The sequence below is a fragment of the Alkalibacillus silvisoli genome (genome assembly GCF_039521975.1).
GTDB classification, from domain to species: domain Bacteria; phylum Bacillota; class Bacilli; order Bacillales; family Alkalibacillaceae; genus Alkalibacillus; species Alkalibacillus silvisoli.
In genome coordinates this window covers 67,499-89,111 of the sequence record NZ_BAAACZ010000009.1, presented here as the reverse complement: position 1 = coordinate 89,111, position 21,613 = coordinate 67,499, and the positions used below count along the sequence as shown (strand labels likewise).

Below are 21,613 nucleotides of genomic sequence, written 5' to 3'. Positions count from 1 at the left end.
AATCAATTCCCTACCTTATAAAGTTCCAAATCCCTAAGCTTATTAAAATTAACCCTGGTATAAATGAAAGCGGGTGTACCCAAGCAAAACGATGCATCCATTTACCAAGACCTATACCACAAATTAAGAAAAACATTGACGCTAAACCTACAACGCCTGCGACAACGAATGCTGGAATTTCAAAGAAAGCTGCACCAATACCACTAGCGAAAGAATCTAATGATAATGCTATTGCGACGATGACTGATTCCATACCCGTGATCGAACCTGAACGGTCACGGTCAGCAACTTGTGGACGTTTTAGTATTTCCCATAATGTTTTCAAATTGAGAGTCATTTCTTGAACCCGACTGTAATATTTAACTTTTTGTTTTTGGTCTTGTAACCATTGCCAAAGCACCCATGTACCGATTGCAATGAAAATTAACCCACCTAAAAATTGTGAAATAAATGGCATGATGAACATGACAAGTTCACCAATCCAACCACCAAGTAAAAAACTACAAGCTGTGAAGGCTCCAACCATTAAAATCGTGTATGGTTTCACTCTAATCGAACGGACACGATACGTTAAACCAAAAAAGAAACTGTCAAAACTGACTGCGAAACTAAGTAACAACGTCAGAATCAATAAATCAAGCAACAGTAAAAGCTCCTTCCATAAGGGTTCAAATTATCTTATGAAAAGAGCTAATATACTGTGTTTAATCGCCTATAATTTGACATGTTGGACAAAAGTGAGTCCCTCTTCCTCCTACTTTTGTTTTAACAATGGGTGTTAAACAAGTCACACATGGTTCACCTGTTTGATCATATACCGTTAACTCTAACTGAAACATACCAATTTCACCTAAGGAATTAAGGTATGACCGAATTGAGGTACCCCCTTTTTCAACTGCACTACTCAACACTTCAACAGTTTTCTTCTGTAGCTTTGTGCACTCTTCAAACGTTAAACTTGAAGCAACTCTTTCTGGATGAATATGGCTTTTAAATAAAGCTTCATCAACATATATATTGCCTAAACCCGTCACTATGGTTTGGTCAAGTAAAGTCGGCTTAATTAAGCGTGAAGTTTTTTGTAATCGTTCAAATAAATAATTAGGTGAAAAGTTTTCACTAAATGGCTCTAGACCTAGCTTGTTAAGCGGGGCTGTATCTAGTTCATTACCTATTGGCTTTAAGTGCATCGTTCCGAATTTGCGAACATCTTTATAGCGTAATTCTTTGCCATTATTCAATCTGAAAATAACATGCGTATGGTGGTCAAATGATTCATGACTGTCAAAAACACCGTACTTCCCTTCCATACGCAAATGTGAAATTAAAACGTCATCCTCTAAATAAAATAGCAAAAATTTCCCTAATCTTTTAATAGATTGGAATCGTTGCCCTTTAATTTGAACTTTAAACTGTTCTGTGTCTTCAGGTTGTTTAATAATCCCTGGATAGTGAATATAAACATCTTCAATCGTGCATCCTGTAATGATTGGTTCTAATGTTTTTCTTACTGTTTCAACTTCTGGTAATTCTGGCATGTCTAGTTCTCCTCTTTACTTCGCATCATACCAAGTATCGCCATAAGAGCTATCAACGACCAAAGGTACTTGTAAGTCAATCGTTTGTTCCATTGCTTCTTTAATGAGTATTTGTAGCTTCTGGGCGTCTTGTTTCTTCACTTCAAATATAAGCTCATCATGAACTTGTAGCAGCATCGTAGCTTCAATGTCTTGGTTCTTCAGCTGCTCGACTACATCAAGCATTGCCTGTTTAATAATATCAGCAGCACTGCCTTGAATGGGTGAATTCATCGCTGTTCGCTCTGCAAAACTACGACGATTAAAGTTACGACTATTTATATCAGGTAAATATCTTCTGCGCTTCATAATCGTCTCTATAAAACCATCACGCTTTGCTTGGGTTACTATATCATCCATGTATGATTTAACCCCTGGATAACTTTCAAGATACTTATTAATAAATTGTTCTGCCTCTTTTCGTGTGATCCCAAGACTTTGACTTAATCCATAATCACTGATTCCATACACAATACCGAAATTGACAGCTTTTGCTTGCCTTCTCATCAAATCAGTTATTTCATCTTCTTTAACATTAAATACATCCATAGCCGTTTGCGAATGAATGTCCTTTCCGTTATTAAATGCTTCAACTAACTTTTCATCTTGTGCAATATGAGCTAATACACGCAATTCAATCTGCGAATAGTCAGCGGCTAAAATAACTGAATCGGATTCTGATGGGACAAAAGCTTGCCTTATACGGCGTCCTTCTTCTAATCTAATCGGGATATTTTGTAAGTTCGGTTCTATTGAACTTAATCGACCAGTTTGTGTTAATACTTGGTTAAATCGTGTATGAATTTTATCTGTATCATGATGGACTACTTTTAAAAGTCCTTCCAAATAGGTTGATTGGAGTTTCGCTAACTGTCTATAGTTTAAGATTTCTTCAACAATTTCATGTTCATGTTGTAATTTCTCAAGTACATCAGCTGAGGTCGAATATCCTGTTTTTGTTTTTTTAATTACTGGTAGCTCTAAGTCTTCAAACAATACTTTCCCAAGTTGTTTAGGTGAATTAATGTTAAATTCTTCACCTGCTAATTGATGAATATGAGCCTCAATATCATTCAAACGTTCACCTAAGTCTTTGTTCATTTCATTTAAACGACCAAGGTCTAACTTTACACCTGTATATTCCATATCAGCTAATACAGATGATAACGGCATTTCTAAGTCATAATATAACGCTTGTTGTTCGTTTGTTTTTAATTCACCCATTAATAATGGATATAGTTTAAGACCAACAAGTCCTTTTCTAACAATGTGCTCTTGATAAGTTTCCTCATTAGGTATTTGACGTTTTGCACCTTTACCATAGATTTCTTCATCATATGACACTTCAGTTAACCCATAACTATGAGCAATAGAAGTCATGTCACCATCATGGCTTTGAGGATTAACAATATAAGCAGCAAGTTGAAGGTCAAATTCAATACCTTCAATTTGAATACCACGCCACTTCATCGCCACTTGTAATTGTTTTTTATTAAATACAATTTTAGAACTTGACTGATCTCTCAACCATTGTTTAAATGAGTCGTCATTTATTAGACCAGTTGGCAAGAAATAGTGACCTTTATTATTAACTAAACTAAATCCGATCATATCCGCTTCATGATAGTTATCATCTAACATTTCAACAAATAACATGTTTCCATTATCATCGACTATAGATGAATCAAAATAATCCAGTACTTCATAATCAATCTCTTCATAGTCTTCTTTAAATTCTTCACCTTTAACTTGTCCCATTAACGATTGAAAGCCATAAGATTTGAAAGCAGTCACTAATTCACGTGATTGATACCCTTCATATAATAAGTCATTAAGCGTTAGTTCAATTGGAGAGTTCTGATTAATCGTTACGAGTTCTCTACTCATGAAGGCTTCATCTTTATTATTCATTAAATTCTCTTTTAACTTCTTACCACTGACGTCATCAATATTTTCATATATATTTTCTAATGAATTAAACTGTTTTAAAAGCTTAATAGCTGTTTTTTCACCGACACCTGAAACGCCAGGGATATTATCCGATTTATCCCCCATTAACGCTTTAAGGTCAATGATCTGCTCTTTAGTAATCCCCATCTTCTCTTCTATAGTTGTAGTGGTGAAATGATCTATTTCTGTAATTCCTTTTCTCGTTAAAGAGACTGTAGTATGATCAGATGCTAATTGTAATAAATCTTTATCCCCTGAGTACACTGTTGTCGACTGTTTATTTTGATCAGCCTCCTTCACAACTGTACCGATAATATCATCTGCTTCATACTGGTCTAATTCGTAATATTTAACTCCAAATGCATCTAAAATTTCACGCACAATCGGAAATTGCTCTGATAATTCAGGAGGTGTTTTTTGTCTCCCGCCTTTATACTCCTTATAAGTTTCATGCCTAAATGTCGTTTTCCCAGCATCGAATGCAACTAAAATGTGAGAAGGGTCATGGTCTTCTAAAACTTTCAATAACATTCTAGTGAAGCCGAAAACCGCATTCGTATGAACACCTTGGTCATTGCTTAATAAAGGTAAAGCAAAGAACGAACGATATAAAATGCTGTTACCATCAATTAGAACTAACTCTTTTGACACGTTAAAACACCTCTTCATATACTGTTAACTTTATTATAACAAATTTAGCAAATTATTTTTGTGGAATGTGAACTTGAATCGTCGTTCCTTCTCCTTCTTGACTATTAATTTCGATATAGCCACCATGAGCCTCTACAATATGTTTAACAATAGATAATCCTAAACCGGTACCACCTGAATGGCGACTTCTTGCCTTATCTACACGATAAAAACGTTCAAAAATTCTTGCCTGGAATTTTTCAGCTATTCCGATTCCAGTATCACTCACTTCTAAAACCATTTCATCTTCTTGACGTTTAATGGCCAAGCGGATATTGCCACCTTCATTTGTATACTGAATTGAATTAGTAATTAAATTTAAGGCTAATTGATATAAACGGTAGTAATCAGCACTTACCTCTAAATCATCTTCAATATCAAGTGTTAAATTCAGTGACTTTTCCTTAGCTGGTTCTTCTACAATGACTTTTATATCATTAGCTAATTTAGAAGCAGAAAAGAGTGAACGATTTAGTGAATAACCTTCTTTTTCTAACACTGATAAATCTAATAAATCTTGAACGAGAATATTAAGGCGCTTACTTTCCTTTTTAATAATCTTCAAGAATTGCTTTTGCTTTTCTTCGTCTATTTGATCGTCATCTAAAATCGTCTCAGCAAACCCTTGAATAGACGTGATTGGAGTTCTTAATTCATGTGATACATTAGCAACGAAGTCTTTTCTCACACGTTCTAAGCGTTTAATTTCTGTAATTTCATGTGAAACAATAACTACGCCTTTCCATTGTCCATCTTGCCCTTTAATTGGTGCTAAATACACCTCAACAAACCGTCCGTCTATTAATTCAATAGTTTTTTGTTGTTTCGTTTCTGTAAATACAGATTGTTGGATAGCTTCATTTAAATCTTCCTGATTAATAACTTCATAATATATTTCACCGATAAATGGAGAGTCACCAATTGAAAATTGTTGTAAGAAAGATTCATTGACTAGCCTTGTAACTCCTTTTTCATTTATTAATAGAACACCACTTTCCATATTGTTAACAACCGTCTTTAGTCGACTGTTTTGATTTTCATACTTCGTTGAAATGTACTCTAAATAACGACCTAATCGATTAATCGAATGACTTAAGCTTGAAGCAATTCCATATGGCGCATCATGGATCCGTGCTTGATAATTACCATCCACTAATTCTTTGGTTGTTTCTGTTGCTTTCATTACTGGCTTAACATAACTATCATACAATCTGTTTCCAAACCTCCAAAGCAATACTGTTGCAAATAATGAGAAGAAAAACACACTCCACCATATAGTCGCACTAAGGTCTGGTAATGGCAATGTTTCTGTTGCGACAGTAATATATTCCCCTTCGTTTAATTGATAAGTTGTCATTAGACGGTTATCTATTAAAACAACCTCACCTACATAAGCGCCAGTAGTTCTTAGTTGTTGTAATACATTGATTTCAGCTGAATCAAATGTATGGAGTAGTTGTTCTCCCACTTCCGATTCGTAAAATAAATCAACGTTAAATTGGTTATGGTAATAACGCATTTCATTTTGTAGATGTTCAACTGAAGTCGTCTCAAGTTGTTGTGAAATGTACTCACCTTCTGATAACAACTGATCTTCATATGAATTCATGACATAATGCCTTGCAATTTGGTTAAAAATCGCACCAATCACAACGATAAATAATATACTCAAAATGATATATAAAATAACCGTTCTTTTTTCAATAATATTTTTCAATTTCATCCCTCAATTTTGTAACCAACACCTCTTACAGTTTTAATCAGGGTTGGTTTTTTTGGTGTATCTTCTAGTTTTTCACGAAGATGACTGATATGAACATCTACGATACGTGTATCACCAACATACTCAAAGTCCCAAATATCTTTAAGTAAAAGTTCTCGTTTAACAGGCTTACCAATTTGTTTCGCTAAATACAACAACAACTCAAATTCTTTTCGTGTAAAACTAACAGGGCCACCATTCTTATACACTTCATATCGATCTTCAAAAATTTCAATATCTTTAATTATTATACTATTTTGATCTTCCCTTTTTGTTTGTTTAAACCTTCTTAAAACAGCATAAATTCGTGCGACCAACTCTTTAGGGCTAAATGGTTTAGTTAAATAATCATCTGCTCCAACATTGAGCCCTGTAATTTTGTCATCTTCTGTAGCTTTAGCTGTTAACATAATAACAGGTGTTTCATCCTCTAGATTGCGCATTTGTTTACAAACCTCGACTCCGCTAATTTTAGGTAGCATTAAATCAAGCACGACTAGGTCAAACTTTTCACTATGTAATTTATTTATAGCCGTTTCACCATCATAAACAACAATCGATTCAAAACCCGCTTGGTCTAAATGGTGTTTGATTAAAGTCGTAATAGATTCTTCATCATCAACAATTAGAACTTTGATCGACACATAGAACAACCCCTATAACTTATTCAATCAGTGAGAATTACGTAAGAGTATACTTTCATAATATATAATCAAAGTAAACAATTAAAAGAAATTTGCTTACATTAAATATAAAACTTCATATAATATTATTCGCCCTCAACCGTGAATGTACCTTCCTAATGATCGTTTCAATTTAAGCGGTGATTTACTATAATCTCATAGATATGTATTAGTTCGTAGTCCAATTCAATTTATTTAAAAAACCGTTTGTCATTCCACTCTTAAGTTCACTTATAAATAAAACCCTCAGTTAGCGCTTAAATTAATCCGCTAACTGAGGTTGTCACTACACTCTAACTATTAAGTAAAATATTCAAACTTAGCTGTAGGAAAATGACGTTTTAAATATTCTTGCATCATATTTTTCATTTCTTCCTGTTCTTCATCTTGATAAACGTATTTACTTATACCGTATTTACCAAACTTCTTTTTACGTTTTGCTTCATCTAATTCTAGTTTCGTCATTAGGTAATTTTGTTGGATTGTGTCTATTAATTGCTTACCCAATGGATATTCAAGTACTTTGGGTTCAACGTACACTAGTTCTGAAAAAAAGGCTTAACCATACAAATTACCATCTTCACCAAAATGGTAATTGTAAGCGCGCATAGCTTCAACTTCTGTCGGAAAAATAGCAAGTTCCTCATCTATTGGGTAGTATGTGTCATACATAAATAGGCACAGCTTTTCTGAATTCTCGGGGTCCTCAACTACTGCAGCCTCTTGTACTTGTGCAACATCCTGAGCATGAGGATTGCGGTATAATACATACACAATATTGCCTGGCTCAAAATTATGGTTCTGCTCGAAATACATGAATTGACCACCTTCCACTTCATTTACCATTTAGTATGATGATAAAAGCACAAAACATAATAAGAAAATATTTCATAAAATAGACACTTGATATAAATCAATCTATTGTAAAACTATAAAATATATTAAAGGGGTAAAAGGAGGGAGAGGATATGGGATACGATCATGAATTTCATCACAAAACTAAAGATTGTTGCAAATGTAGATGCACGCATCAAGTAGAATATGTATGTAAACCTAAACCTATATGTTTTGATTTTTTTCCATTCGTTAGACACCATAGAAGAAGACACTGTTTATGCGGACGCCTTCTATATTAACTAAACAGATCACTAAAAGTGGCTTTTAAGTCAATGTTGAGATGCTCATCTAAGAGCACTCCTTATTTATGCCATTTGTCCTTGTACATGTTTATACTTATGATGTAATAAGACTTTTCGGCGCATTCGATCCATCAAATTGCTTACGACAGAATGACTGATGACATTGTTAGCAACGATTACGATACCAGACCATCGTGGGCCGATTAATCGGTTGTGTTTAACTTTTTGCCAATGATAATCGGCAACCTTTTCAGTAAATAATTGTTCAGCTACCCCAACAAATATTTTAGAGCCAAAAGTGAAAACTAACCATAAATTATCTAAATAAGATGTAAAAAGACTCGAGAGAATCTCGAGTCTTTTTCATTAATTTTCATTTTTAGCTAAAACTTCCATAACATTTTTAACAGAATCAGCTGACTTGTCTAACTGTGATTTTTCCTCTTCAGTTAAATCAAGCTCAAGTACTTCTTCGATTCCATTACCACCTAATATGGTTGGTACACCTAAATACATATCATGGTATCCATATTCACCTTCTAAATAAGCAATCGATGGTAAAATACGGCGTTGATCTTTTAGAATCGCTTCAACCATTTCAGTAACCGAAGCTGCAGGTGCATAGTATGCTGAACCATTCCCTAATAAACCAACGATTTCACCGCCACCTTTACGTGTACGCTCAACGATCGCATCAAGACGCTCTTTGGAAATTAATTTTTCAAGTGGAATACCACCAGCAAATGAGTAACGTAACATTGGTACCATGTCATCACCATGACCACCAAGCACAAATCCTGTTAAATCTTTAACTGATACGTTTAATTCTTGAGCTACAAACGTACGGAAACGTGCAGTATCTAACACACCAGATTGACCAATAACACGATTTTTAGGCAAACCTGACTCTCTAAATACAGAGTATGTCATGGCATCAACTGGGTTAGTTAAAACGATTATAAAACAATCTGGAGAATATTTGACCACTTGTTGTGTTACTTGTTTCATAATATTAGAGTTTGTTGCAACTAAATCATCACGGCTCATACCAGGTTTTCTAGCAATACCTGCCGTAATCACAACAACATCAGACAAAGCAGTATCTTCATAATTTGAAGTCCCTACAATGTTAGAATCAAAACCCTGAACTGGGCTAGCTTCTAGCATGTCTAACGCCTTACCCTTAGTTGGGTCTTCCATGTCAGGAATGTCCACTAACACAACATCAGCCAGTTCCTTTTGGGCGGTCATAAGTGCAGTTGTCGCACCTGTAAAGCCTGCACCAATTACAGATACTTTCTTACGTTTAATCGTCATTACACTCCTCCTCAAATATTCCACTTAAATGTATATAATTAGTCCATGTTCTTAATTAATTCATCAGCAAACTCTGAACATTTAACTTCTGTAGCACCATCCATTAAGCGAGCGAAGTCGTATGTGACAACCTTGCTTTCAATAGTTTTGTCCATTGCTTTAAGAATTAATTCACTAGCTTCTCTCCAACCTAAGTGATCTAACATTAATGTGCCAGATAGAACCACTGATGATGGGTTAACTTTGTCTTGAGAAGCATACTTAGGAGCTGTACCATGAGTTGCTTCAAAAATTGCATGACCAGACTCATAGTTAATGTTTGCACCAGGTGCAATACCAATTCCACCTACTTGTGCAGCTAGTGCATCAGAAATGTAGTCACCGTTTAGGTTCATTGTTGCAACAACGTCAAACTCTTTTGGACGCGTTAGGATTTGTTGTAAGAAGATATCAGCGATCGCATCTTTTACAACAATCTTGCCAGCTTCAACTGCTTCTTTTTCAGCTTGGTCTGCAGCTTCACGGCCTTTGTCCTCTGTAATTTGGTCATATTCTTTCCAAGTGAATACTTTATCACCATATTCACGTTCAGCTAAATCATAACCCCAAGCTTTGAAAGAGCCTTCAGTGAACTTCATGATATTACCTTTGTGTACTAATGTAACACTTTGTTTACCTTCATTTAACGCATATTCAATTGCTGAGCGAACTAGGCGTTCTGTACCTTCTTTAGATACTGGTTTAATTCCAATACCAGAAGTTTCTGGGAAGCGGATCTTGTCTACTCCCATTTCATTACGAATAAAGTCAACCACTTTCGAAACTTCTTCTGTTCCTTCTTGCCACTCAATACCCGCATAAATATCTTCTGTATTTTCGCGAAAGATTTGCATATCAACGTCTTCTGGACGCTTAACTGGGGATGGTACTCCACTAAAATGACGTACAGGACGCAGGCAAGTAAATAAGTCTAGCTCTTGACGTAGAGCAACGTTTAATGAACGGATCCCTCCACCAATTGGCGTTGTTAGAGGTCCTTTTATTGCAATCTTGTAATCACGAATTGTATCTAGCGTTTCATCTGGTAACCACTCACCAGTTTTGTCAAATGCTTTTTGACCAGCTAATACTTCTTTCCATTCGATCCCTTTTTCACCATTATACGCTTTTTCAACTGCTGCTTCTAATACACGAGACGCTGCAGCCCAGATGTCAGGACCTGTACCGTCTCCTTCAATAAATGGGATAATTGCATGATTTGGAACATTCATTTGTCCATTTTCTACTGTAATTTTTTCACCTTGTGTCAATGTCACAACCTCCTATTATGTTCTAAAGCCATTATATATTAAAGGAATGAACAACACAAAAGCCGGTTACCCGGCTTTAAGTATTCATTATCTTTCTTCAACAGGAACAAACTGTTGTTTTCCAGGTCCTACGTATTCTGCACGTGGACGGATTAATCGGTTATCAGCGTATTGCTCTAAAATGTGAGCTAACCAACCTGACACACGACTTACTGCAAAGATCGGCGTAAATAAATCATGATCAATACCTAAGCTGTGATAAACAGAAGCTGAGTAGAAATCAACATTTGCAGGCAAGCCTTTTTCTTCTTTAATAAAATCTTCAATTTTAACAGACATGTTATACCATTTTGTTTCACCAGTAATTTCAGTTAACTGACGGGACATTTCTTGTAAGTGCTTAGCACGAGGGTCTCCGTTTTCATATACACGGTGGCCCATACCCATTATTTTTTCCTTATTAGCGAATTTATCCTTGATGTATGGGATTGCGTTCTCTTCTTCACCAATTTCATCAAGCATCTTCATAACGCGCTCATTCGCACCACCATGAAGCGGTCCTTTTAACGCACCAATTGCTGCTGTAACACCTGAATATACATCAGATAATGTTGCCACACATACACGCGAAGTAAATGTCGAAGCGTTTAATTCATGATCTGCGTGTAAAACAAGTGCTTTGTTGAATGCTTCTTCTTCAATAGCTTCAGGATCTTTACCTTTCAGCATGTATAAGAAGTTACCAGCAAAACTTAAGTCTTGTTTAGGTGCAACAGGCTCTTTACCGTTACGAATACGTGCAAATGCTGTTACAATAGTCGAGATTTTAGCTTGTAAACGAAGTGCTTTACGACGATTTGCTTCTTCTGTCATTTCGTCTGCTTCATCGTCATATAAGCCTAACATCGAAATGGCTGTTCTTAATGCAGCCATAGGGTGAACTGTACTTAAATCATAAGCCTTTAAGTGATCGATAATCCCTTGAGGCACTTTCATATCATTAGCAATCTCTTGTTTAAATCCATTTAATTCTTCTTGTGTTGGTAGCTTAAGGTTCCATAATAAGTAAACAACCTCTTCAAAGCTACAATTTTCCGTTAAATCATCGATGTCATAACCAACATAAGTTAACTTGTCATCGATAATTGAGCTAATAGATGATTGTGTTGCAACAATACCTTCAAGACCTTTAGTGCTAGACATACAATCTCTCCTTCTTTATAAAATAATGAAAACAAAATGTGTGTATGTATACACTTCTATTTACATAGCTATGATTATACATCCCAATGACCATTATAAACAAAATTCCAAGGAAGTGAAACTATTTAAGCATACAAAATTCATAAATATTGATAATCTTGCATATCTCTTATTATATATTCCCTTAGAATGTGTATTTAAACATATTTAAACTTATGAGAAAAACTTCATAAAACCATCTACAGCTTGCATAACTAAATAGGCAATTCCAGCACCAATTACCGGTCCTACAGCTATACCTTGAAATAGGACAACCCCTAAAATCGTTCCAGCAATTAATGCTACTGTTATATGTGGGTCACTTGCCATTAAATCAACACCGTCTTTAGCAACGTAAGCTACAAAGGCTCCTGCAGCTATTGCAATCCATGCATAGTAAGATTTAATGCTTTCAAACAGTTCAGAAAAACCGATTTCACCTGTAGCAATAGGAACTAACACTGCAATGGTAATAATAATAACACCTATGAAGATCCCCTTTGATTCAAACAGCGGTAAAACACGATCCTCTAGATTTAATAGTTTAATTCCTAACAATATATAAACGGCTATAAGTATGGCTTGGTTTTTCGCGATAAAACCAAGAGCTAAAAGTATAAGTAAGAACAAAGTCGATGATGATAACACAATTAAAACCAGCCTTTGATTATTATTTTAAAATAGGTTATTAGGAGTCTTATCATGGAAATGAATTATGTTAATTTATCTAAATTAATAGGTGTTTCAATTGGTATAATTCTTTTAATCACATTAGGTTTCTCCTACCTATTCCCAATCCTATTAAGTATTATTTTAGCATTTTTAATTAATCCGATCGTGAATTTGGCACAATTATTATTTAAAAACAGAGCTTTATCTGTTTTATTCGTATTATGCTTTTTCTTCATTAGTTTTATTTCAATTATTTCTTTAAGTATTGTTGAGTTTATTCATTTACTACAACATTTAACAATGACTACACCTGCTATTTTAGAAGATTTATTCAAACAACTTGAACACTATACGACTAACACGGTTGAACAAGTCTATGATACAATCGAAAATTTTGCTTCAACTATACACCCTGATTCACAACAATTGATGAAAAATTTACTCTCTGATATGACCAATTCCATGAAAGAACTGAGCAAAGAATGGGTTGTTAACTTCTTTCAAACAGCAATGTTGCAATTAAGCAACATGGTTCAAGGTGGGTATATATTATTTTTTGTTTTAATTGGTACATACTTCATTAGTAAGGACGGGCCTAAGTGGTTTCATCAGATTATTCAATACTTACCTCAAAATACTTTAAACATCTACTCAGAGACTAAAAATGAAATCACTTACCTAATAAAAAAATATTTATTAGCCCAATTTTTTTTAATTGTTATAACAGGGGTAATAGTCTATATTGGGCTACTATTTTTCTCAGTTCAACATGCATTAGCGATAGCATTTGTCGCTATGTTTTTAGATTTGATTCCCTTAGTTGGTGTTAGCGGTTTGTTTATTCCGTGGCTTATTTACTTATTTATGACCGATCAGTTCACTTTAACGGTACAGCTAAGTCTTTTATTACTATTCATCATTATCATCCGTAACTTACTAGAGCCAAAGTTAATCGGCGCCCAATTAGGAACTCATCCGTTTTTCGTACTTATTTTACTGTTTGTATTAATTAGTACATTTGGATTTATTGGTATCTTCCTAAGCCCTGTAGTCATGATTATTTTAGTTGCTTTATTGAGGGCTAATGTCCTATCCCACATCAAAAACTATGTCACCAAACAACCAAATTAAAGGAGTACACGAATGTCAAGAATACGTGTACTCCTAAGCTTAAGCTTACCTTCTAATTACTGTAACCGAGCCTTTTTTAATCAGCGCGTACAGAATCCGCCTAGCCCACCGTTTAATCGGTTGCCTTGTAATCGGGATTAATAATATGAAGCCAAAAGCATCTGTTAAAAAACCGGGAGTGAATAATACGACAGCTCCTAATAAAATTGCAATTCCATCAAAGATCTCCTCTTTAGGGGCTCGTCCACTCTCCATTTCAAACCTAGCTCTGTTTATTGTTTCTAACCCTTGCTTTTTTGCTAAAGCTGCCCCTAACAAACCTGTGGCAATAATCCCGAACAATACAAACCAAATATTTAATAAGTTACCTAACCAAACAAATAACGCAATCTCAATGGCTGAGGTGACTATTATTAATATGAATAATATACGAAACATCTAAATGCTCCTTTCGAGCTAGTCAGCACAAACTACTCCATTACAGTACTGTTGTACGACCTTGATAAATATTACCATTAGTTGGATCAATAGTTATTTCTTCACCATTTTCAATTAAGCTCATTGCATTTTGAACACCAACGACAACCGGTTTTTCAACATTGATCCCAACTACTGCCGCATGACTAGTTAAGCCACCTTCTTCAGCTATAATTCCTCCAGAGCGTTCAATATACGGCATCATCTCTTTATCTGTTCCATAAGAGACGATAATATCACCATCATTAAAATGTTTGTCTAATTGAGCAATATTGGTTGCTACAACGGCTTTTCCTGCAGCTCCAACTTTCCCAATACCTTGTCCTTTCGCAACAATGTCACCAACGACATGGACTTTAATTAAGTTAGTTGTACCACTTTCACCTACTGGTACTCCAGCTGTAATAACGATCCGATCACCATGTTGGAAGAGTTGAGACTCTAACCCTTTTTCTACAGCTAGAGCTAACATTTCATCTGTCGAATCAACTTGTTCACCTTGCATAGCGTGAACTCCCCACACTAAACTTAGTTGACGGTTAACGTATGCCTTAGATGTTACTGCTACAATATTAGCCTTTGGTCGATACTTTGAAACTGTACGTGCTGTATTACCACTTTCTGTAGCTGTTACAATTGCTTTGACCTTTAAGTCTTCAGCTAAATTAGCAACTGAATGGCTAATAGCATCAGTAATCGTCATATCTAATTGTTCTAAGTACGCATTAACAGATACTTGTTCGTCTATAGAATTTTCTGTATAAACGGCAATGTTATTCATTGTTTTAACCGCTTCGACTGGGTAATCACCTGCTGCAGTTTCCCCTGAAAGCATAATTGCATCTGTTCCATCAAAGATCGCATTTGCAACATCACTTGCTTCTGCTCTTGTTGGACGAGGGTTTCGTTGCATTGAATCTAACATTTGCGTTGCTGTAATGACTGGCTTTCCAGCAACATTACACTGATAGATTAGATCTTTTTGTACTAATGGTACTTCTTCTGCTGGTATTTCAACACCTAAGTCTCCACGCGCAACCATTAGACCATCACTTACTTTAATCACCTGTTCAATATTCTCTACCCCTTCACGATTTTCTATTTTGGGGATAATTTGAATGTGGTCAGCTCGATGCTTTTCTAATAGTTCTCTAATCTCTAACACATCTGATGGACGTCTTACGAATGAAGCGGCGATAAAGTCAATGTCTTCTTCAATTCCAAAGGTAATATCATTTGCATCTTTTTCAGTAATACCTGGCAGATTAACACTTACATTCGGAACGTTTACACCTTTTTTATCTTTAATAATTCCAGTATTCATCACTTTAGTTACAATTTCTTGTTTATTATGATCAATTGAAATAACGTCTAAGCCGATCAAACCATCGTCTAAAAGAATCGTGTTCCCTGGTTCTACATCTTCAATTAACCCTGGGTAAGTAACCGAAAAGCGCTCTTTCGTTCCTTCTACCTCTTCCATCGATAAGTAAACTGTTGAACCCTCTTGTAATTCTACTTCATCTTCAACAAATGTTCCTGTTCTAATTTCAGGACCTTTCGTATCTAATAGGATCCCGACAGTAGTTCCTAGTTCTTTTGCTGCTTGTCGAATATTTTGAATCCTTGCACGATGTTCATCATAATCACCATGGGAAAAATTCAACCTCGCAACGTTCATGCCAGCATCAATTAACTGCTTTAATGTTTCAATTGATTCAGATGCTGGTCCAATTGTACATACAATCTTAGTTTTTTTCATAATGGACTGTTTCCTCCTAATGTTTTATAAAATCTGTCTTATATGGATAGTTGATTGGATAATCGGTAAAGATCTTCATCAATGTTATGTTCTTTTTGCAGTGTTTCAATAATATCATGGTGAACTAATTGTCCTTTTTCAATACCAACCATTCGACCAGCTTGACTGTCTAACAATAATTCGACAGCAAAAGCACCTAAACGACTAGCTAATACACGATCATTTCCGGTTGGTGAACCACCACGTTGAGTATGGCCTAATACTGTAACACGGGTTGATAAATCAAGTTCATCTTGAATCTTCTCAGCATAGTCTACTGCACTACCTACCCCTTCAGCAACAATAATGATGCTATGGCGTTTTCCACGATCATGACCTCGTTTAATCTTTTTCAACACTTCATCAACATTCGTGTCTCGTTCTGGAATTAAAATACTTTCCGCACCACCAGCTAACCCAGCCCATAATGCCAGATCACCTGCATCACGACCCATCACTTCAATAGCATAAATTCTCTCATGTGAGGTCGCAGTATCTCTAATTTTATCCACTGCTTGAATAACCGTGTTTAGTGCTGTATCAAACCCAATCGTATAGTCAGTTCCTGGTATATCGTTATCAATTGTCCCCGGTACACCAATACACGGATATCCTTGTTCAGTTAGTTTCGAGGCACCTTTAAAAGAGCCGTCACCACCTATAACAACAAGTCCGTCGATATCATGCTTTCTTAACTGTTCAATTGCTTTTTGTTGACCTTCTGAGGTTTTAAATTCTTCTGAACGTGAAGAGTATAACATTGTACCGCCCTTTTGAATAATATCACCAACAGAACCTATCGTTAGTTCTTCAATATTTCCGTCAATAAGCCCTTGATAACCATAATAAATACCGTACACTTTAATGTTATGGTAGATGCTACTTCTGACTACAGAACGGATTGCTGCATTCATACCAGGAGCGTCACCGCCACTTGTTAATACTCCTATTGCTTTCATCATATACACCTCATTTGCTATCTTTAAATCGTAATATATATTTTAAATTAAATTGTTTTGAAATGCCACGCATTTAAATAGTGATCAGTACTATACAAGATTTTTGAAACACTATTATACAAAAAAATAAAGGATAAACAATAGACTTAACTCACTTATAAAAGTTGGTTCTAAGTCAAATGTTGGGGTACCCGCTAAGGGCACTCCTTATTTATGCCATGTGTCCTTGTACATGTTTATACTTATGATGCAATAAGACTTTTGCCAACGATGATCATGAACCTTTTCCGTTTGGGTTTGACAAATAGGGCATGATGTCATCTCACGTGGGCTTTATGCATAAATATGATAAATGGTCGTTCTCTTCTCTTGTATCGATCACATGTAAGTTTTCCGACCCTGGTAATGTTATGTTATGATGCATATGCACGCAACTCCTTTTGTTTTTGTTTTGTTGGTATAAAACAAGGATAACAAATAAGGAGTTTGCGTGCTTTTTTTTCTTATCAAACCGCTGAGTTGTGGCAGGTGAGAAGCCGTAGGTGGCGACGCCTGGTCGACTAACATTTAGGTCCTTCCGCTAAAATCTTAAAACGTCGTGTTTGCTACGCGGAAGCCACCACATCCTGTGTAAGTACGTCCTGTGGCAGGCGTCGACATTAGACCGTCCGGGTCGTCACGGGAACAGCACTCGTCTCTGAGACCCCTAAAGGAAATGTTTTTCTTCCGAGGAATGCACCCGTGTCTCGCTAGTAACGCTCCGAAGTAAGCTTCCTCGGTGCAAAACACTACGATGTCTAATCGATGAGGCTGTTTGGCCCTGAGCCGTGCTGCGGCAAAGAAAACACTGCGACAAACGACCGTAGGGAAGTTTAAGCAGATGTTGCACTTGTGCCCTTTGGGTGCAAGCGTCCACCGAGAGCGGATCACCTGACGCCGGGCGGCCGCCATCCAAAACCTCACTCTGAATTGTGTCTCTACCCCAACAAATATTGTAGAGCCGAAATAAAAAACGGAGCTGATAAACAGCTCCATCTTTATGATTGAACAACTGATGTAACAGCACCAATCTTTTTATATTTTTCCCAACGCTTGTCTAACAATTCGTCAGTCATTAATCCATTTAATTCTGTTAAACTACGTTTAATATAATAAGCGATTGATTCAGATTGTTTTTCTAAATCTCGGTGAGCCCCACCTTGGATTTCATCAATCACCTCATCAATCACTTCTAATTCTTTTAGGTCATAGGAAGTGATTTTCATCGATTCTGCTGCCTTTTGAGCTAAGTTAGAATCTTTCCATAGTAAGGCAGCCGCACCCTCTGGTGAAATAACAGAGTATGTGGAGTTTTCAAGCATATAAAGGCGATCGCCGACACTAATACCTAATGCGCCACCACTACCTCCTTCGCCAATTACAACACAAATAACTGGTACGGTTAATCCAGCCATTTCCCTTAAGTTCTTGGCAATAGCTTCACTTTGTCCGCGTTCTTCTGCGGCTTTACCAGGATAAGCTCCTTTAGTATCTATAAACGTAATAATAGGGCGGTTAAATTTTTCTGCTTGTTTCATTAAACGTAACGCTTTACGATAGCCTTCTGGGTGAGGCATACCAAAGTTCCGACGTAAGTTGTCCTTTGTATCTTTACCGCGTTGATGCCCGATAACTGTTACTGGCTGACCTTGAAATTTAGCAATACCACCAACAATAGCTTCATCATCCCCATAATAACGATCACCATGCATTTCTAAAAAGTCGGTAAAGATTTGATTAATATAATCAAGTGTTGTGGGTCTCTCTGCATGGCGGGCCATTTGTACTCGATCCCATGGCGTCATATTTCCATATACTTCTTGTTCTAAACGTTCTAAACGACTTTCTAATGTAGCAATCTCTTCAGTTAAATCAACATCACTTTCGCTAGTAAAGTTTTTTAACTCAGCGATTTTTTGTCTTAATTCAACTACGGGTTTTTCGAATGGTAATACATGCTTCATTTAATTCCATCTCCAATTTGGTGGATTTCTAAAATGGTAGAGAGCGTGCCCTTCATTTCATGACGAGGTATCACGCGGTCTAATTGTCCATGTTTAAACAGGAACTCAGCTGTTTGGAAATCGTCTGGAAGTTTCTCGCGTATGGTTTGTTCAATAATTCTCCGGCCTGCAAATCCGATTAATGCTTGAGGTTCAGCAAAGTTATAATCACCTAAAGAGGCAAAGCTTGCTGATACACCACCTGTTGTTGGATTGGTCATATAAGAAATAAACAACCCACCAGAACGATCAAACCGCTCTAAGGCAACTGATGTCTTAGTCATTTGCATTAAGCTTAAAACACCTTCTTGCATCCTTGCTCCACCAGAAGCTGTAAATAATATTAATGGTATTTGTAGTTCATTAGCGCGTTCAATCGCACGAGCTATTTTCTCTCCTACAACAGACCCCATGCTTCCCATGCGAAAGCGTGCATCCATCACAGCAATTGCCGTTAGGTTACCATTAATCGTTCCTTTTCCTGTCACAACACCTTCGTTAATTCCTGTTTTCTTCTGGTCTTTTTCAATCTTCTTTAGGTAATCAGGGAACTGTAATGGGTTTTCAGAAACCAAATCTTGATCCCACTCTTCAAATGACCCTTCATCTAGTAAATGACCTATTCGTTCCGGTGCTGACATTTGGTGATGATAGTCACAGTTTGGGCATGTTAACAGGTTCTTTTCAATTTCTTTTCGGTAATAGATTTTACGGCACGAAGGACACTTAACCATTAGGCCTTCAGGAACGTCCTCATGTTCTTCTTGTTTCGTAATTGTGGCATACTTTCTTTTCTTATTAAATATATCCTTTATCAAGCTGATTCCTCCTTTAGCCCGGACACTCTCAAATGATAACTTATTAGAACTAAAAAGACTGTCGAAATTTTATTGGCTTAACACAATCTTACTAAAACTGACGGTATATGGAAGCATGATAATCTATGGCTTGATTTATCTGGCCACTCTTTATTAAATTGATTAATTCTATATAGTGAGTTTCTTTAACAGTTGAAGTATCTATTGATTGAATAAAACCGGTTACTAAATGCCAAATCTTCAAAAACAATTGATTCCCATAAGTTTGAAACAGTTGTAAAAATAAATCAGTATGTAAATCATTAGATTCGTCTAAAACTTGTCTTAAGTTTGATGGGTCCCAATTTTCACTTAGTAATAATTGGTTTAAGCAGAGTTGTTCAAGTAAAAATTTCACCTCTAACAATTCATGCTTTGTTTTAACTTCCCTTAGTACGAATGTCGATAATAATTCAACTGAATGATAAGGCTTATAGGTGCGTAAAAAAGTCCCTTCACCATGGCGCGTTTCAATCAACCCTAATAACTCAATCGCTCTTAAGGCCTCTCGTATTGAAGCTCGACTAGCATTAAGTTGCTCTGACAACTCACGCTCTGATGGTAAACGATCACCGTCTGTTAATTCATGCTCTTCTATGAAGTGACGAATTTTATTTAATACTTCTTGATAAACTTTTACCTTAGATTGATTCGTCATTTTACGCACCTCGAACAAACTGTTAATTAGCTTTGATTAATATCTGTTAATCGCTCTGTATGTCTAATAACATCTTCTGGGTCAACATTGATTCTTGCAACACCTGATTCCATTGCAGCTTTAGCAACTGCTCCAGCAACGAAAGGCGCAACCCTTGAATCAAATGGCTCAGGAATGACATAGTCAGGTGACAATTCTTGGTCGGTAACTAGAGAAGCGATCGCTTCTGCTGCAGCTACTTTCATTTTTTCGTTTATACGAGTAGCACGAACATCTAATGCCCCGCGGAAAATACCTGGGAATGCTAAAACATTATTAACTTGGTTTGGAAAGTCAGAACGTCCTGTACCAATGACGCTTGCTCCTGCTTCTTTTGCGTCTTCTGGCATAATTTCTGGGTCTGGGTTTGCCATTGCAAAAATAACCGGATCATCATTCATGCTTTCAACCATCTCTTTAGATAAAATACCACCTACTGATACACCAATAAAGATATCAGTATCTTTCATGACTTCATCTAACGAACCTTCTTTTCGGTCTTTGTTTGTCATTCTAGCAATTTCGTCTTTTACGTCGTTCATCCCATATGTACGACCTTCAAAAATTGCACCTTTTGAATCACACATAATCATGTCTCGAACACCAAAGTTATAGAGCAATTTAATAATCGCTATTCCCGCAGCGCCTGCTCCATTTGCTACTACTTTAACCTCAGAAAAACTTTTCCCCGAAAGCTTTAATGCATTGATTAAGCCTGCTACTGTTACAATGGCTGTACCATGTTGATCGTCATGAAAAATAGGTATGTTAGTTTCTTTTTTCAAACGTTCTTCTATAATGAAACAGTTTGGTGCTGCAATGTCTTCTAAATTAATGCCACCAAATGTCGGCTCCATTAATTTAACTGCTTGTACAAACTCATCAACATCATGTGTATTTAATGCAATTGGGAACGAATCAACCCCTGCAAATCCTTTGAACAAAGCTGATTTCCCTTCCATAACAGGTATAGAAGCTTCTGCGCCAATATTACCTAAGCCCAATACAGCAGAGCCATCAGTTATTACTCCTACCATATTGCCTTTCATTGTATAGTCATAAACTAATTCTTTATTATCGTAAATTGCTTTACAAGGCTCAGCAACTCCTGGTGAATAAGCTAAACTTAAATCTCTCGCGTTGTTAATTGGAACCTTAGAGTGTGTTGCAAGTTTTCCTTGATTTGCCTTATGAATGTGTAATGCTTCTGCTTTTAAGTTAGCCACTTATACCGCTCCTTTGCATTTAAAAAAATGGTCTGACCACTAACCGAATTTATTATAACAAATAGGATTTGCATGTAAAGT

At 36.3% G+C, this 21,613-nt stretch carries 18 protein-coding genes and 1 pseudogene; 1 reads left to right on the top strand and 18 read right to left on the bottom strand.

What is annotated here, in order from left to right; genetic code table 11:
- Nucleotides 1-10 precede the first annotated feature (10 nt).
- From ytaF to ABDZ63_RS04545, 11 genes and pseudogenes are all read right to left on the bottom strand, one after another.
- The gene (ytaF, locus tag ABDZ63_RS04595) at nt 11-643 is read right to left on the bottom strand and encodes a sporulation membrane protein YtaF (protein WP_343782085.1); all 633 of its coding nucleotides are present in this window, start codon (nt 641-643) and stop codon (nt 11-13) included.
- Between the two features lie 61 nt (nt 644-704).
- Complete coding sequence (gene mutM, locus ABDZ63_RS04590) at nt 705-1,538, bottom strand: DNA-formamidopyrimidine glycosylase (RefSeq protein ID WP_343782084.1); 834 nt, start codon at nt 1,536-1,538, stop codon at nt 705-707.
- 15 nt (nt 1,539-1,553) lie between these two features.
- Complete coding sequence (polA, locus tag ABDZ63_RS04585) at nt 1,554-4,178, bottom strand: DNA polymerase I (protein ID WP_343782083.1); 2,625 nt, start codon at nt 4,176-4,178, stop codon at nt 1,554-1,556.
- Nucleotides 4,179-4,230: 52 nt separating this feature from the next.
- Entirely contained in the window at nt 4,231-5,940 is a 1,710-nt protein-coding gene (gene pnpS, locus ABDZ63_RS04580; RefSeq protein WP_343782082.1) for a two-component system histidine kinase PnpS, read from the bottom strand.
- Nucleotides 5,937-6,623, bottom strand: coding sequence for a response regulator transcription factor (locus ABDZ63_RS04575; protein WP_343782080.1), 687 nt, complete (start codon nt 6,621-6,623; stop codon nt 5,937-5,939). Before ABDZ63_RS04575 ends, pnpS begins: the two co-directional genes overlap by 4 nt.
- A 339-nt stretch (nt 6,624-6,962) precedes the next feature.
- Nucleotides 6,963-7,145 (bottom strand): annotated as a pseudogene (locus ABDZ63_RS04570) (spore photoproduct lyase family protein); the annotation flags it as partial.
- Between the two features lie 75 nt (nt 7,146-7,220).
- Nucleotides 7,221-7,478: a transcriptional regulator SplA domain-containing protein gene (locus ABDZ63_RS04565; RefSeq protein WP_343782078.1), complete on the bottom strand. Its 258-nt coding sequence runs from the start codon at nt 7,476-7,478 to the stop codon at nt 7,221-7,223.
- 689 nt (nt 7,479-8,167) lie between these two features.
- The gene (gene mdh, locus ABDZ63_RS04560; RefSeq protein WP_343782077.1) at nt 8,168-9,118 is read right to left on the bottom strand and encodes a malate dehydrogenase; all 951 of its coding nucleotides are present in this window, start codon (nt 9,116-9,118) and stop codon (nt 8,168-8,170) included.
- A gap of 38 nt (nt 9,119-9,156) precedes the next feature.
- Nucleotides 9,157-10,428, bottom strand: a complete 1,272-nt coding sequence (gene icd / locus ABDZ63_RS04555) for an NADP-dependent isocitrate dehydrogenase (RefSeq protein WP_343782076.1) — start codon at nt 10,426-10,428, stop codon at nt 9,157-9,159.
- Nucleotides 10,429-10,515: 87 nt separating this feature from the next.
- On the bottom strand, nt 10,516-11,631 hold the full coding sequence (gene citZ / locus ABDZ63_RS04550) for a citrate synthase (RefSeq protein WP_343782075.1): 1,116 nt from the start codon (nt 11,629-11,631) through the stop codon (nt 10,516-10,518).
- 213 nt (nt 11,632-11,844) lie between these two features.
- A complete protein-coding gene (locus tag ABDZ63_RS04545; protein WP_343782074.1) occupies nt 11,845-12,318 on the bottom strand; it encodes a DUF441 domain-containing protein in 474 nt (157 codons plus the stop codon).
- Between the two features lie 54 nt (nt 12,319-12,372).
- Between ABDZ63_RS04545 and ytvI the strand changes: the two genes are divergently transcribed.
- Nucleotides 12,373-13,473: a sporulation integral membrane protein YtvI gene (gene ytvI / locus ABDZ63_RS04540; RefSeq protein WP_343782073.1), complete on the top strand. Its 1,101-nt coding sequence runs from the start codon at nt 12,373-12,375 to the stop codon at nt 13,471-13,473.
- Nucleotides 13,474-13,518: 45 nt separating this feature from the next.
- On the opposite strand, the gene ABDZ63_RS04535 is transcribed toward ytvI, so the two are convergent.
- The 7 genes from ABDZ63_RS04535 to ystJ form a co-directional block, all read right to left on the bottom strand.
- Nucleotides 13,519-13,911: an FxsA family protein gene (locus ABDZ63_RS04535; RefSeq protein WP_343782072.1), complete on the bottom strand. Its 393-nt coding sequence runs from the start codon at nt 13,909-13,911 to the stop codon at nt 13,519-13,521.
- Nucleotides 13,912-13,951: 40 nt separating this feature from the next.
- Complete coding sequence (pyk, locus tag ABDZ63_RS04530; protein WP_343782071.1) at nt 13,952-15,712, bottom strand: pyruvate kinase; 1,761 nt, start codon at nt 15,710-15,712, stop codon at nt 13,952-13,954.
- Between the two features lie 38 nt (nt 15,713-15,750).
- Nucleotides 15,751-16,710: a 6-phosphofructokinase gene (pfkA, locus tag ABDZ63_RS04525; protein WP_343782070.1), complete on the bottom strand. Its 960-nt coding sequence runs from the start codon at nt 16,708-16,710 to the stop codon at nt 15,751-15,753.
- A gap of 1,037 nt (nt 16,711-17,747) precedes the next feature.
- On the bottom strand, nt 17,748-18,713 hold the full coding sequence (gene accA, locus ABDZ63_RS04520; RefSeq protein WP_343782069.1) for an acetyl-CoA carboxylase carboxyl transferase subunit alpha: 966 nt from the start codon (nt 18,711-18,713) through the stop codon (nt 17,748-17,750).
- Entirely contained in the window at nt 18,710-19,570 is an 861-nt protein-coding gene (accD, locus tag ABDZ63_RS04515) for an acetyl-CoA carboxylase, carboxyltransferase subunit beta (protein ID WP_343782068.1), read from the bottom strand. Before accD ends, accA begins: the two co-directional genes overlap by 4 nt.
- A gap of 91 nt (nt 19,571-19,661) precedes the next feature.
- Entirely contained in the window at nt 19,662-20,267 is a 606-nt protein-coding gene (locus ABDZ63_RS04510) for a FadR/GntR family transcriptional regulator (protein ID WP_343782067.1), read from the bottom strand.
- Nucleotides 20,268-20,293: 26 nt separating this feature from the next.
- Nucleotides 20,294-21,532 (bottom strand): NADP-dependent malic enzyme, encoded by a 1,239-nt coding sequence (gene ystJ / locus ABDZ63_RS04505; protein WP_343782066.1) that lies wholly within the window; start codon nt 21,530-21,532, stop codon nt 20,294-20,296.
- Between the last annotated feature and the right edge of the window lie 81 nt (nt 21,533-21,613).

Bases quoted from the DNA above. Each gene is read 5' to 3' on its own strand.
- ABDZ63_RS04565 (WP_343782078.1), bottom strand. From the start codon at position 7,478: ATGTATTTCGAGCAGAACCATAATTTTGAGCCAGGCAATATTGTGTAT.
- mutM (WP_343782084.1), bottom strand. From the start codon at position 1,538: ATGCCAGAATTACCAGAAGTTGAAACAGTAAGAAAAACATTAGAACCA.
- pnpS (WP_343782082.1), bottom strand. From the start codon at position 5,940: ATGAAATTGAAAAATATTATTGAAAAAAGAACGGTTATTTTATATATC.
- ytvI (WP_343782073.1), top strand. From the start codon at position 12,373: ATGGAAATGAATTATGTTAATTTATCTAAATTAATAGGTGTTTCAATT.
- accA (WP_343782069.1), bottom strand. From the start codon at position 18,713: ATGAAGCATGTATTACCATTCGAAAAACCCGTAGTTGAATTAAGACAA.
- pyk (WP_343782071.1), bottom strand. From the start codon at position 15,712: ATGAAAAAAACTAAGATTGTATGTACAATTGGACCAGCATCTGAATCA.
- citZ (WP_343782075.1), bottom strand. From the start codon at position 11,631: ATGTCTAGCACTAAAGGTCTTGAAGGTATTGTTGCAACACAATCATCT.
- pfkA (WP_343782070.1), bottom strand. From the start codon at position 16,710: ATGAAAGCAATAGGAGTATTAACAAGTGGCGGTGACGCTCCTGGTATG.
- ABDZ63_RS04510 (WP_343782067.1), bottom strand. From the start codon at position 20,267: ATGACGAATCAATCTAAGGTAAAAGTTTATCAAGAAGTATTAAATAAA.
- ABDZ63_RS04535 (WP_343782072.1), bottom strand. From the start codon at position 13,911: ATGTTTCGTATATTATTCATATTAATAATAGTCACCTCAGCCATTGAG.
- mdh (WP_343782077.1), bottom strand. From the start codon at position 9,118: ATGACGATTAAACGTAAGAAAGTATCTGTAATTGGTGCAGGCTTTACA.